This window comes from Streptomyces sp. SD15 (assembly GCF_054462255.1).
The window spans coordinates 104,328-117,419 of record NZ_JBTLMO010000009.1; the positions used below are offsets into that span (position 1 = coordinate 104,328).

The 13,092-nt window shown below is 69.3% G+C and carries 11 protein-coding genes and 1 pseudogene; 6 read left to right on the forward strand and 6 right to left on the reverse strand.

Annotated features, from left to right (window positions below):
- The first annotated feature begins 70 nt into the window (after window positions 1-70).
- Genes ACX28W_RS11635 through ACX28W_RS11645 form a run of 3 tightly spaced genes read left to right on the forward strand, consistent with a single transcriptional unit; the run spans window position 71 to window position 3,611 of the window.
- Window positions 71-595 (forward strand): PadR family transcriptional regulator, encoded by a 525-nt coding sequence (locus tag ACX28W_RS11635; protein ID WP_458998816.1) that lies wholly within the window; start codon window positions 71-73, stop codon window positions 593-595.
- Entirely contained in the window at window positions 592-1,281 is a 690-nt protein-coding gene (locus ACX28W_RS11640) for an ABC transporter ATP-binding protein (protein ID WP_458998817.1), read from the forward strand. Before ACX28W_RS11635 ends, ACX28W_RS11640 begins: the two co-directional genes overlap by 4 nt.
- Window positions 1,278-3,611, forward strand: a complete 2,334-nt coding sequence (locus tag ACX28W_RS11645; protein WP_458998818.1) for an ABC transporter permease — start codon at window positions 1,278-1,280, stop codon at window positions 3,609-3,611. Before ACX28W_RS11640 ends, ACX28W_RS11645 begins: the two co-directional genes overlap by 4 nt.
- 95 nt (window positions 3,612-3,706) lie before the next feature.
- Here ACX28W_RS11645 and ACX28W_RS11650 read toward each other — a convergent pair whose 3' ends face one another.
- Window positions 3,707-4,687: a LysR substrate-binding domain-containing protein gene (locus ACX28W_RS11650; RefSeq protein ID WP_458998819.1), complete on the reverse strand. Its 981-nt coding sequence runs from the start codon at window positions 4,685-4,687 to the stop codon at window positions 3,707-3,709.
- A gap of 158 nt (window positions 4,688-4,845) precedes the next feature.
- Here ACX28W_RS11650 and ACX28W_RS11655 point away from each other — a divergent pair, with 158 nt between their 5' ends.
- A complete protein-coding gene (locus ACX28W_RS11655) occupies window positions 4,846-5,400 on the forward strand; it encodes a peroxiredoxin (protein ID WP_458998820.1) in 555 nt (184 codons plus the stop codon).
- Between the two features lie 6 nt (window positions 5,401-5,406).
- On the forward strand, window positions 5,407-5,940 hold the full coding sequence (locus tag ACX28W_RS11660) for an alkyl hydroperoxide reductase (RefSeq protein ID WP_458998821.1): 534 nt from the start codon (window positions 5,407-5,409) through the stop codon (window positions 5,938-5,940).
- Between the two features lie 280 nt (window positions 5,941-6,220).
- On the opposite strand, the gene ACX28W_RS11665 is transcribed toward ACX28W_RS11660, so the two are convergent.
- The 4 genes from ACX28W_RS11665 to ACX28W_RS11680 form a co-directional block, all read right to left on the reverse strand.
- Window positions 6,221-7,672: an AI-2E family transporter gene (locus ACX28W_RS11665; RefSeq protein ID WP_458998822.1), complete on the reverse strand. Its 1,452-nt coding sequence runs from the start codon at window positions 7,670-7,672 to the stop codon at window positions 6,221-6,223.
- A 173-nt stretch (window positions 7,673-7,845) separates the two neighbouring features.
- Entirely contained in the window at window positions 7,846-8,544 is a 699-nt protein-coding gene (locus ACX28W_RS11670) for an aggregation-promoting factor C-terminal-like domain-containing protein (protein WP_458998823.1), read from the reverse strand.
- 436 nt (window positions 8,545-8,980) lie between these two features.
- A complete protein-coding gene (locus ACX28W_RS11675) occupies window positions 8,981-10,306 on the reverse strand; it encodes a PhoH family protein (RefSeq protein ID WP_362070408.1) in 1,326 nt (441 codons plus the stop codon).
- A 311-nt stretch (window positions 10,307-10,617) separates the two neighbouring features.
- A complete protein-coding gene (locus ACX28W_RS11680) occupies window positions 10,618-11,391 on the reverse strand; it encodes an isoprenyl transferase (protein ID WP_458998824.1) in 774 nt (257 codons plus the stop codon).
- 737 nt (window positions 11,392-12,128) lie between these two features.
- Between ACX28W_RS11680 and ACX28W_RS11685 the strand changes: the two genes are divergently transcribed.
- Window positions 12,129-12,464: a DUF192 domain-containing protein gene (locus tag ACX28W_RS11685; RefSeq protein WP_458998825.1), complete on the forward strand. Its 336-nt coding sequence runs from the start codon at window positions 12,129-12,131 to the stop codon at window positions 12,462-12,464.
- A 316-nt stretch (window positions 12,465-12,780) separates the two neighbouring features.
- Here ACX28W_RS11685 and ACX28W_RS11690 read toward each other — a convergent pair.
- Window positions 12,781-13,050: pseudogene (locus ACX28W_RS11690) on the reverse strand (SAM-dependent methyltransferase); the annotation flags it as partial.
- Window positions 13,051-13,092: the final 42 nt, after the last annotated feature.

Genomic DNA, 13,092 nt, shown 5'->3' on the forward strand with positions numbered 1-13,092 from the left:
GCCCTCGACACGGCCACCTATGCGCCCCGTGTATACGCACGGTGTATACGCCGTATGTAGAGTGCTCCGCATGTCCATCGGTCACACCCTCCTAGGACTCCTGGAGTCCGGGCCCCGACACGGTTACGACCTGAAGCGGGCCTTCGACGAGAAGTTCGGTCACGATCGGCCGCTGCACTACGGCCAGGTCTATTCGACGATGTCGCGCCTCCTGAAGAACGGCCTCGTGGAGGTCGAAGGGTTCGAGGCCGGCGGCGGCCCGGAGCGCAAGCGGTACGCGATCACCGACTCCGGGATCACCGACGTACAGCAGTGGCTCGCGACGCCGGAGAAACCCGAGCCGTATCTGCAGTCGACCCTTTACACCAAGGTCGTCCTCGCGCTGCTCACCCACCGCGACGCGTCGGAGATCCTCGACACGCAGCGCGCCGAGCATCTGCGCATGATGCGCATCCTGACCGACCGCAAGCGCAAGGGCGACCTCGCCGACCAGCTGATCTGCGACCACGCACTCTTCCACCTCGAGGCCGATCTGCGGTGGCTCGAACTCACCGCCGCGCGCCTCGACAAGCTCGCCGAGACGGTGACCCGATGACTCCTGCCCCCGGTTCCCTGCTGACCGCGTCGGAGCTGCGCAAGACGTACGGTCCGACCACCGCGCTGGACGGCGCCGAGTTCTCCATCCACCCCGGCGAGGTCGTCGCCGTGATGGGACCCTCCGGCTCCGGCAAGTCCACGCTGCTGCACTGCCTCGCCGGCATCGTGCCGCCCGACTCGGGCTCGATCCTGTACGCCGGACGCGAGATGGCGACCATGAACGACGCCCAGCGCAGCGCCCTGCGCCGGAGCGAGTTCGGGTTCGTGTTCCAGTTCGGGCAGCTCGTCCCCGAGCTGACCTGCGTCGAGAACGTGGCCCTGCCGCTGCGGCTCAACGGCACCGGCCGCAAGGAGGCCGAGCGCACCGCCCTGTCCTGGATGGAACGCCTGGAGGTCGACGACCTGGGGGGCAAGCGCCCCGGCGAGATCTCCGGCGGCCAGGGACAGCGGGTGGCCGTGGCCCGTTCGCTGGTCACCGGCCCGCGCGTGCTGTTCGCCGACGAACCGACCGGCGCACTCGACTCGCTCAACGGCGAGCGCGTGATGGAACTGCTCACGGAGGCCGCTCGCTCGACCAACGCCGCCGTCGTGCTCGTCACGCACGAGGCGCGGGTGGCCGCGTACTCCGACCGCGAGATCGTCGTACGCGACGGCAGGTCCCGTGACATGGAGCGGGCCATATGAACTGGGCCAAGGACCTGTCCATGGGCGCCAAGTTCGCGCTCACCGGCGGCCGGGAGGGCTGGGCACGGGTCCTGCTCACGGCCGTCGGTGTCGGCCTCGGCGTGGCGCTGCTGCTGCTCACCGCCGCGATACCGAACATGCTCGCGGCGCGGAACGATCGCGAGGACGCCCGCAGGGACATCACCTACAGCGATGTGAACAAGGCCGAGGCGAACGACACGCTGATCGTCGCCAACGTCGACACGACGTTCCAGGACAAGGACGTGCGGGGGCGCGCGCTGGAGCCCGAGGGCGCGCGGGCACCGCTGCCGCCCGGGGTCGACGAGTTCCCCGAGCCCGGCGAGATGGTGGTCTCGCCCGTGCTCGACCGCCTGCTGAAGTCCGACGGCGGCAAACTGCTGCGTGAACGCCTGCCGTACCGCACCGTCGGCACCATCGGCGAGAGCGGACTGATCGGTTCGCACGAACTCTCCTTCATCACGGGCGCCGAGGGGCTCGCCCCGCAGATCGACGGCGCCTCGGTGGCGCGGATCGACAAGTTCGGGTCTCCGGACAGGCCGGAGCCCGAGCCGTGGGACCCCGTACTGATCCTGATGATCCTGGTGATCTTCGTGGTGCTGCTGATGCCGGTCGGTGTCTTCATCGCCGCGGCCGTACGCTTCGGCGGCGAACGGCGCGACCGCAGGCTGGCCGCGCTGCGGCTGGTCGGCGCGGACAGCGGGATGACCCGCCGGATCGCCGCCGGCGAGGCGCTGGCCGGTGCCGTGCTGGGGCTGGTGTTCGGCGCCGGGTTCTTCATGATCGGGCGTCAGGTGGCGGGCTCCGTCGAGCTCCTCGGCTTCAGCGTGTTCCCGAGCTACCTCAATCCCTCGCTCACGCTGGCCCTGCTGGTCGCGGTCGCGGTTCCGGCCGCGGCGGTGGCGGTGACGCTGCTCGCGATGCGCGGGGTGGTCATCGAACCGCTCGGCGTGGTGCGCACGGTCAGACCCCCGCGACGCCGGCTGTGGTGGCGGCTGCTGCTGCCGCTGGGCGGGCTCGCGCTGCTCTACCCGATGATCGGGCAGGGCCGGGAGAACGGAGACTTCAACCAGTACATGGTGAGCGGCGGTGTCATCCTGCTGCTGGTCGGCATCACCGCGCTGCTGCCGTGGGTCGTGGAGGCCGTCGTCGCCCGGCTCGGCTCGGGCAGTGTCTCCTGGCAACTGGCTGTCCGCAGACTCCAGTTGAGCACCGGTTCTGCGGCCCGCATGGTCAATGGCATCGCGGTGGCGGTGGCCGGCGCGATCGCCCTGCAGATGCTCTTCTCCGGAACCTCGGCCGCGTACACAGAGCCCTCGCCCATGGGGAGGGACCTCTCGGACGTGCAGATGTCGATCAACCTGCCGTACGGCACCTCGCTCGCCGACGCGGACCGACAGCTGGCGCAGACCCGGGGCGTGCTCGACACGACGGCGTTCTCCGAAGCCACGCTGGGCGACCGGAAGAAAGACCCCGAGCTGGCCTCGAGCCTCACGGTCGCCGACTGCGCGACACTGCGCAAGCTGGCGAAGGTGCCCTCCTGTCGCGACGGCGACGTATTCGCCGCGGTGGGCGCCGAGTACGACACGGACACGCCGAAGTTGAGCAAGCCCGGCCGCACGCTCTACATCGAGCCTTCCTACACCGACTGGATCAAGGACAAGGAGATCGCCTGGACGGTGCCCCACGGCATCAAGAAGGCCGGGACCCGCCTCGACCCGTTCGGCTCCGAGCGCGGGGGGATCCTGGCCACCCCGGGCGCGCTGCCCGAGGAAGCAGCCGCGGCGGCCAGGAGTGAGGTCTACCTCCGGATCGACAGGTCCCTGCCGGACGTGAAGGAGCTCGTGCGCAACACCATGGCGAAGATCGACCCGCTGACCAGCGATTCGGACTGGACCATGACCACCGATGCGCAGCGCTACTCGTCCGTCCGCACCGGCCTGTTCATCGGGGCGACCTGTGTGCTGGGGCTGATCGGCGCGAGCCTGCTGGTCTCACAGCTGGAACAGCTGCGCGAGCGCAGGAAGCTGCTCTCGGCCCTGGTCGCCTTCGGCACCCGGCGCCGCACGCTGAGCCTGTCGGTGCTGTGGCAGACCGCGGTCCCGGTCGGGATCGGTCTGGTGCTGGCGGCAGCGGTGGGCCTGACCCTCGGCACGGTCCTGCTGAAGATGACCAGCACCCCGGTCACGGTGGACTGGATGAGCGTGCTGTCCATGACGGGCATGGGCGCGCTGGTCGTCCTGGTGGTGACGCTGCTGAGCCTGCCGCCGCTGGTACGGATGATGCGGCCCGAGGGGTTGCGCACGGAGTAACTCCCTTACTCCCCTACGCCCCTACGCCCCTACGCCCCTACGCCCCTACGCCCTTACTCGGTACGGACGTTCGGCCCGCCTGCTCATCCCGCTCACTACAGCACCCGTACCGGCAACGGCCGCAGCGCTTCCCTCAGCGCTGCGGCCAGTTCCTCGTACTCGGCCCCGCGCGCCGCCCCCGCACGCATCGCCAGCGCGATCCGCCGGGTCGGCGCCGGGTCCGCGAAGTACCCGGTGAGGAGCTGGTTGCTGCGGGTCGTCTCGACCTTGACGGCGGTGCGCGGCAGCAGGGTCACACCGAGCCCGCCGGCGACGAGTTGAACCAGCGTGGACAGGCCGGCGGCGGTGGTGGTGACGGGAGCGTCCGCGCGTCCCGCCTCCCGGCAGATGTCGAGGGCCTGGTCGCGCAGACAGTGGCCCTCGTCGAGCAGGAGGAGGTTGAGCTCGCGCAGGGCCTCACGGGGGATGCCTTCTTTGCCGCCCAGCCCATGGCCCAGCGGTGTCACGAGCACGAAGTCCTCGTCGAAGAGGGGGAGTTCGGCGACGCCCGGCATGCCGAGCGGCACGGCGAGGAGCAGCAGATCGAGGCGGCCGACCGCCAGCCCCTCCAGCAGACTGGCCGTCTGCTCCTCGTGCACCTGGAGGTCGAGGTCCGGGTAACGGTCATGGACGAGCCTGAGGACGGTGGGCAGGAGGTAGGGCGCGACGGTGGGGATGACGCCGAGGCGCAGCGCTCCGGTGAACGGCGCCCGCACCGCCTCCGCCTCCTCCATGAGCGCGCCCACCTCGTCGAGCACCGCCTTCGCCCGTACGGCGAGACGCTCACCGGCGGGCGAGAGCAGCACCTTGCGGGTCGTGCGCTCCAGCAGGGTGACCCCGAGCGTCTCCTCCAGCGCGGAGACCGCGCCGGACAGCGCGGGCTGGCTCATGCCGATCGCGGCGGCCGCGTCCCGAAAGTGCAGATGCTCGGCCACGGCGGCGAAGGCGCGCAGTTGGGCGAGGCTGGGCTGACGCCGCCCGTTCCCCTTGACGCCTGTCTTGCCCAGGGGGCTCGCCTTGCCCAGGGGGCTTGCCATGGCCGTACCTCTTACTCATAGTCACTGATAGCCGTACCCGATCAACCCGCCCAAGTGTAGCTATTTCCCTAATCAATGCAGCCTGTGCCAACATCGTCATCGTCCAACCCATGGGAAACGCCCTCAAAGAGGGCGTTTCTTCGCTGCAAGGAGAGCGTGTGCTCACTGTCGGTGACAAGTTCCCCGAGTTCGACCTGACCGCCTGCGTCTCGCTGGAAAAGGGCAAGGAGTTCCAGCAGATCGACCACAAGACCTACGAGGGTCAGTGGAAGGTCGTTTTCGCGTGGCCCAAGGACTTCACCTTCGTGTGCCCGACCGAGATCGCCGCCTTCGGCAAGCTGAACGACGAGTTCGCCGACCGTGACGCCCAGGTCCTCGGCTTCTCCGGCGACTCCGAGTTCGTGCACCACGCCTGGCGCAAGGACCACGACGACCTGCGTGACCTGCCCTTCCCGATGATGGCCGACTCGAAGCGCGAGCTCATGCGTGATCTCGGCATCGAGGGCGAGGACGGCTTCGCCAAGCGCGCCGTGTTCATCGTCGACCAGAACAACGAGATCCAGTTCTCGATGGTGACCGCGGGTTCGGTGGGCCGTAACCCGAAGGAGGTCCTCCGGGTCCTCGACGCGCTCCAGACCGACGAGCTGTGCCCGTGCAACTGGACCAAGGGCGAGAACACCCTCGACCCGATCGCGCTGCTGGCCGGTGAGTGACCTTCCATGGCCCTCAATGAACTGAAGTCCGCCCTACCGGACTACGCGAAGGACCTGCGCCTCAACCTGGGCTCGGTCATCGGCAACTCCGAACTTCCGCAGCAGCAGCTGTGGGGGACGGTGCTGGCGTGCGCCATCGCTTCGCGCTCCCCTCGCGTGCTGCGCGAGCTGGAGCCGGAGGCGAAGGCGAACCTCTCTCCGGAGGCCTACACCGCCGCCAAGTCCGCCGCCGCGATCATGGCGATGAACAACGTCTTCTACCGGACGCGGCACCTGCTGTCGGACCCGGAGTACGGGACCCTGCGGGCCGGTCTGCGGATGAACGTCATCGGCAACCCCGGTGTCGAGAAGGTCGACTTCGAGCTGTGGTCGCTGGCCGTCTCCGCGGTGAACGGCTGTGGGCAGTGCCTCGACTCTCACGAGCAGGTGCTTCGTAAGGCGGGCGTCGACCGGGAGACGATCCAGGAAGCGTTCAAGATCGCTTCGGTGATTCAGGCGGTCGGGACGACGCTGGACGCCGAGGCGGTTCTCTCGGAGTAGCCTCCGCGGACTTTCCTTCCTCCAGGCCCCGTTCACCTTCGCGGTGGGCGGGGCCCAGAGCTGTCTTCGCCCCCGCCGCCCCTACCCGTCCCACCCGTTCCTGGGGGCTGCCGCCCCCAGACCCCCGCTTCGGCCTGGACGGCCTCGTCCTCAAACGCCGGACGGGCTGGGTATGTCAGCCCGTCCGGCGTTTGAGGACGAGCCCTTCGGGCGAAGGCGGGGGTTTGGGGGCGGAGCCCCCAAGGGTGGGACGGGTAGGGGCGGCGGGGGCGAAGAAACCCTACGGCGACGGCGGGCGTACTGGTGCCACATCGAGCGCCGTCGCCCCCCGCGGCTCCGGAGCCAGCCGCATAGCCGACTCACGGGAGTACGCCCGCAAGTACCCCACCACCGTGTTGCTGACCGCCACCAGCGGCACCGCCACCACGGCCCCACCGATCCCGGCGACCAGCCCACCCGCCGCGACGGACAGCACCACCGCCAACGGATGCACCCGCACCGCCCGCCCCAGAATGAACGGCTGCAGAATGTGGCCCTCGATCTGCTGGACGGCAAGCACGACGACCAGGACCATCAACGCCGTGAACACGCCCTGCGTCACCACCGCGACCACCACCGCCAACGCCCCCGAAACCACCGCGCCGACCAACGGAATGAACGCGAAGAGGAAGATGAAGACGGCCAGCGGCACGGCCATCGGCACGTCGAGGAAGTAGATGCCGAGGCCGATGAAGGTCGCGTCGATGAGAGCGACTATCACCGTCCCGCGGACGTAGGCCGTCAGCGTCCGCCAGGCCCGCGGACCCGCGCCCGCCACGCCCGGCCGGGCCGCCTCCGGCACCAGCTTCAGCGTCCACTGCCAGATGCGCTTGCCGTCGTACAGCAGGAACAGCGTCGAGAACATCGTCAGCAGGATCCCGGTCAGCGCCTCGACGATGACCGTGACGCCTTCGAGGCCCGCGGAGGTGATCGCGTCCGTGTTCGCGCCGATCGCGTCCCGCAGGTTCTCGGCGATCTCGTTGATCTGCTTGTCCGTCACATGGAACGGACTGGTGAGCAGCCACCTGCGCAACTCGTCGATGCCGTCCTGGATCTGGTCGGAGAGGTTGTCGATGTTCTCCTGGACCTGCCACACCACGAACCAGCCGACCAGCCCCATGATGACGAAGCCGAGGATCGCGGTGAGCGCGGTGGCGAGGCCGCGCGGAAACCCGAGACGCTTCAGCCGCGCCACGGTCGGCTGAAGGAGCGCGGTGATGAGCAGCGCGGCGACGAACGCGAGGACGACCAGCTGTACGGCGCTGATGACCCGCATCAGCACCCAGACGGTGCCCGCGAGAACGAGCAGCCGCCAGCCGGCCTCGGCCGCGACCCGCACTCCCCACGGCACGGCAAGGGCGGGATCAGGGCGCGCGGCCACCTCGGGGGCGTACACGGAAACCGGAGTTGAGGCCGGAGCGGGAGCGGGCATGGGGCCGGCGGCAGGCATGGGCCCCGCCCCCGCAGTCGGCGCGGGCGCCTTCGTGTCCTCCGGTACGTCCCGAGAGTCACGCGAGTCGCCCGAACCGCCGGAGTGCGGGGAGTCGAACACTTCCCTGGAGTCGTGCGCGTCCCCGTTGCCGAGTGAGCCCCCCGACTCCTTCTCCACCTCGGCGCGGCGTTCGTCCAACCGCTCCCCCAGCTCGGTCAGTTTGGCGCCGAGCCGACCGAGCCACCCTGGCACTCGCGACATGAACCGTCCTTTTCCCCCGCTGCTCCCCACCACTCCCCCCTGGAGTCTCTGTCCTCTCGAGGGTGCCAAAGCCTGTGTCGAGACCGGCGTTCCGACCGTACATGGCCGAAGCCCCTCCCCGTAGGACGGGGAGAGGCTTCGAAAGGTTGAGCGGCCGACGTGCGGCGTGGGGCTCAGTACCAGTGGTTGGCCTGCCAGAACGTCCAGGCCTCGCACGGGCTGCCGTAACGGCTGTCCATGTAGTTGAGGCCCCACTTGATCTGGGTGGCCGGGTTCGTCTGCCAGTCGGAGCCGACGGACGACATCTTGGAGGCGGGCAGGGCCTGGAAGAGACCGTAGGCACCGGAAGAGGGGTTGACCGCCGTGTAGTTCCAGCTGGACTCGTGGTCCACGATGTTGCTGAAGCACTGGAACTGACCACTCGGCACCATCTGGGCAGCCATCGCCTGGATCTGCGCGGTGGTGTACGAGGCCTGGACGGTGAAGCTGGAGGCCTCACGCGTCGCGGAGCGGCTGGCCGCTTCCTCGGCCTCCTCGCGCTCCTTGGCCTCCTGCGCGGCCTTCTCGGCTGCCTCCTGCTTCGCGACCGCGTCCTTGGCCGCCTGCTTGCGGGCAGCCTCCTCCGCGTCCTTCTTGGCGCTCGCGTCCGCGGCGATGGCCTGTACGTCGGCCTGCTGCGTCAGGGACGCGGTCTGCACCTGGGCCTGCTGGCCCACCGGTATGTCCGCGAGGAGAGTCGAGTCGCTCGCCGTTGCCTCGGCGTCGCTCGACGGTTGTCCAGTGCTGCCTGAGGCAACACCGGTGACGGCGCCGACAGCGGTGACCGCGGTGGCCGAGGCCACTGCGAATCCCCGGACCGAAATCCGGCTCACACGGTTTCCTTCCAGCATCGCCCGCACAGGTGACCCTCGCGGACGCAATCGTGCCCCTGGCGCTGGCCTCCCAACTGCGGGGTCACGGGAGGCACGGGCCCGGTGGGCAACTCCCTTGACGGGAGCGCCGCGTGGTGCGCGGGCGGCATACGACGGCTCTATGGAGTTCTGAGTGTTCCTGAGGTGCCGTACCGCTGGGGGTACAGGTGTGTCGTATGCGGGGCCTGACAGGAGTGAGACTCTGCCGCAACCGGACGCCGCGAGGCAATTCCCAGTTGCGTGTGAAAGCTCACACCCCGTTTGCCCCAGGAGTTTTATGGAAAGCAGCGCGCACGACAACGCCGCCCGGCTAGGGTTTTCGCCTTTGCCGGGCGGCGCCAACTACCGTGCATCCGCCACCCTTTGACCAATCAGGGCCAGGTGGGGACGGGCTGGGTCAGATCTGTCCGTCCTCCAGCATTTCGGTCACAAGTGCCGCGATCTGGGACCTCTCGGAACGGTTGAGGGTTACATGCGCAAAGAGCGGATGCCCCTTCAACTTCTCCACGACGGCGACCACACCGTCGTACCGACCGACGCGCAGATTGTCCCGCTGTGCCACGTCATGGGTGAGAACCACCCGCGAATTGGCGCCGATTCGGGACAGAACGGTCAGCAGGACGTTCCGTTCCAGTGACTGGGCCTCGTCCACGATCACGAAGGCGTCATGGAGGGAGCGGCCGCGGATGTGCGTGAGCGGCAGGACCTCCAGCATGCCGCGCGCGGTGACCTCTTCGATGACCTCCCGCGAAGTGACCGCCGACAGCGTGTCGAAGACCGCCTGCGCCCAGGGGCTCATCTTCTCGGACTCGGAGCCGGGCAGATAGCCGAGCTCCTGCCCGCCCACGGCGTACAGCGGCCGGAAGACCATCACCTTCTGGTGCTGGCGCCGCTCGAGGACGGCCTCCAGACCGGCGCAGAGCGCGAGCGCGGACTTGCCGGTGCCGGCCCGGCCCCCCATCGACACGATCCCGATGTCCGGGTCGAGCAGCAGATCGAGCGCGATGCGCTGCTCGGCGCTGCGGCCCTTGATGCCGAAGGCCTCCCGATCGCCGCGCACGAGCCGGACGTTGCCCTCGGAGGTGACGCGGCCCAGGGCCTTGCCGCGCTCCGACTGGATCGTCAGACCGGTGTGCACGGGCAGGTCGGCCGCTTCGGGGACATACGCGTGTCCCTCCTCGAAGAGGACGTCCACCTGCTCGCCGGGCAGGGTCAGTTCGGACATTCCGGTCCAGCCGGAGGAGCCCGTGATGGCCAGCTCCGCGCGGTACTCCTCGGCGAGGAGGCCGACGGACGAGGCCTTGATCCTGAGCGGCAGGTCCTTCGAGACGACGGTGACGTCGTACCCCTCGGCCTGCAGATTGCGGGCGACCGCGAGGATGCGGGAGTCGTTGTCCCCCAGGCGGTACCCGCTGGGCAGGACGCTGGGGTCCGAGTGATTGAGCTCGACGCGCACGGTCCCGCCGAGATCCCCGACGGGAATGGGAGAGTCGAGGCGGCCGTGCCGCACCCGGAACTCGTCGAGCAGGCGCAGGGCCTGCCGGGCGAAATAGCCGAGTTCGGGATGGTGCCTCTTGGCCTCCAACTCCGTGACCACGACGATCGGCAGCACGACTTCGTGCTCGTCGAAGCGGCTCAGGGCATTCGGGTCGGCCAGCAGGACGCTGGTGTCGAGAACATAGGTGCGCCGGTCTGGCTTATGGCGCTTTGTGCTGGTCACCACGGAAGGACGTACCCCCTCGGATGAGGTCGGGGAGCGACGAAGGAGATCTGGACCGGTCGACGGCCGCGCTGCGCGGGCCGGGGACCGGCCCTCCACTTCGTCCGTGCTGTGACCACACGGTCGGGCTGGTGCAAAGGGCCTCCCGGGCGGACGGCCCCGTGCCGCCCGCTGAGATACGACACCCGTGGTTCGGGCGTCGACCTGCATGGCTTATGCCCTCGAACGCGCAAGGCCATGCCAGGCCAGGTGACCACGCGTTCGTTAACACCAGATGACATACACCCCTGAGGACCCCTGGCGACTCCTGGGGGTCAGCCTCCGTAACGGCGATGTCGCGCCGCGTAGTCACGCAGGGCGCGCAGGAAGTCGACCTTGCGGAAGGCCGGCCAGAAGACCTCGCAGAAGTAGTACTCCGAGTGCGCGGTCTGCCAGAGCATGAACCCGGACAGCCGCTGTTCGCCGCTTGTGCGGATCACCAGGTCGGGGTCCGGCTGGGCGCTGGTGTAGAGGTGCTTGCCGATGAGGTCGATGTCCACGGACTCGGCGACGTCCTCGATCGAGGCGCCCTTGTCGGCGGCGTCGAGGAGCATCGAGCGCACGGCGTCGGCGATCTCCTGGCGGCCGCCATAGCCGATGGCGACGTTGACGAGTATCCCGTCGACGTGCGCGGTGGTCTCCTCGGCCTCCTTGAGGGCGGTCTGCATCTGCGAGGGCAGGATGTCCGGCGTGCCCACGTGGTGCACACGCCAGCGGCCGTCGGCGGCCAGGGTACGGACGACGCCCTCGATGATCTCCAGGAGCGGGACGAGTTCGTCCGCGGGGCGGTCGAAGTTGTCCGTCGACAGCAGCCAGAGTGTGACGACCTCGACATCGGTCTCGGAGCACCAGCCGAGGAATTCCTCGATCTTGTCGGCACCGGCGCGGTGGCCCTGGGCGGCCGTGCTGCCGGCCGCCTTCGCCCAGCGTCGGTTGCCGTCCATGATGACCCCGATGTGCTTGGGCACCTGGTCGTGGTCGAGGTGGCCCTCCACCCTGCGTGTATAGAACCTGACCAGCAGACGGCGCAGGTTGTCCCGCAGGTTCACGTGTTGTCAGCCCCTCCGTGCGGATCGGACGGGCGCGGCAGAGCGGCCTCGCTCCGCGCGACCCCATGTCCGGATGGCGGTCCCCCCGGGGGCGAAGCCTACCCCCGGGAATCCAAGGCTCCGCCCAGGGGTGTCAGTGCCGCGTCAGTGCCCCGGCACAGGTTCGCCCGCGTGGACGACGGGTCTCTGTACCGCGCCGCAACGGAGCCGTACGACTCGGTGGACGGTGGAGGCCGGGCTGCGGATGTATGGCTGCGGAGTACGGCTGCGGACTTTGGCCGTGGAGTACGGCTGTGGAGTACGGCTGTGGAGTACGGCGTGTCGAGAGAGTCACCGGGCCCGCACTCGCGGGGCCAGGGGGGCGCACGGGGGCGCAGGCGTGGTGCCGACGGGCCGCCGGATGCGGGCACAAAAAAACGGGCCGGTCCGTGGGGGGGAGACGGACCGGCCCGAGGGGGGGTTTCCACCATAACCCTTCGTAAGTGATGCTGCGTGCATCGGCGTGCCACAACTACTCTCCGGAATCGCCCGACGACGCCACGGTGGGGGTGGAAGCGCCGATTCAGGGCCCGATCATGGCCGAATCACAGCGGATTCAAAGGCAATCGCGGGGTATGCGGAGAGATCCATGGGGTTTGCTCCGGGTTGTGATCTCCTCGGCGAGTTGTCCGTACGTGCTCCAGGCGGGTGACGCGCGTCGGCGCCGCCCGCTTGACGGCGCCGCTAACTTCGCAGCCATGGCCGTGTTCACCACTCCGCGGACGCCCGAGCCGGTGCCGCTGGAACTCGCCGAATCGGCGCGGGCCCGGCGCCGCGGGCTGCTCGGGCGGGACGGGGTCACGGGGGCGCTGCTGCTCGGCCCGGCGAGCTCGGTGCACACCCTGGGGATGCGGTTTACGATCGACGTCGCCTATTTGGACCGGAAATTCCGGGTCCTGGCAGTGCGGACGATGCGTCCGGGCCGGGTGGGGTGGCCCCGCCCGCGGGCTCGGTACGTCCTGGAGGCGGAGGCCGGGGCGATGGAGCGGTGGGGCGTACGGCGCGGAGTGCGGGTCACGGTGCACGACCGGTGACGCCGCGCCGGGCGGGCGGCGCAGCACCGCGCAGCCCCCTCCGCCACGCGGCGCTCACACGCGCAGCATTGCTCACGCGAATTGCATTGGTCTGAACTTACGCGAGGTGCCCGCCCTGAACGAGCCGCCTCGATAACGATGCGGAAACCCCCGCGAAGCCTGCCGGCGCATGTCCGGCATACGCCGGCATACGTCCGACATACGGACGGACATCTCACACAGGACGGCCCGCATCGGGGTGTTTTCGGTCAATCCCCTCATGACCTTGAGGATGCCGAGGTTCCCAGGGGGCGGCGGAGCTTGCGCGCCTCGATCAGGAAGCGGGTGCTGTGGGCGACGGCCAGCCCTCGGTGGCGGCGGTGAGCGGGGGCAGCTTCGGGGCCGAGGCGAGGACTTCGCCGCCGCCGGTCCGGAGGTCGAGCGCGGCGCCGGCGTGCGCCAGCCGCTCCGCCATCGCCTGCGCGTACCCCCACGAGGGCCGCTCCTCGGTGGCGCGGCCCTCGAACCACAAGAAGTCCCAGCCCTCGACGGGCGCGGCCACAGCCTCGGCGACGAGGGCTTCGAAGGAGGTGCCGGTGGCGGTCACGGGTGGATCGTCTCAAGGGGGCGGGTGGGGCAGCGAGTGAAT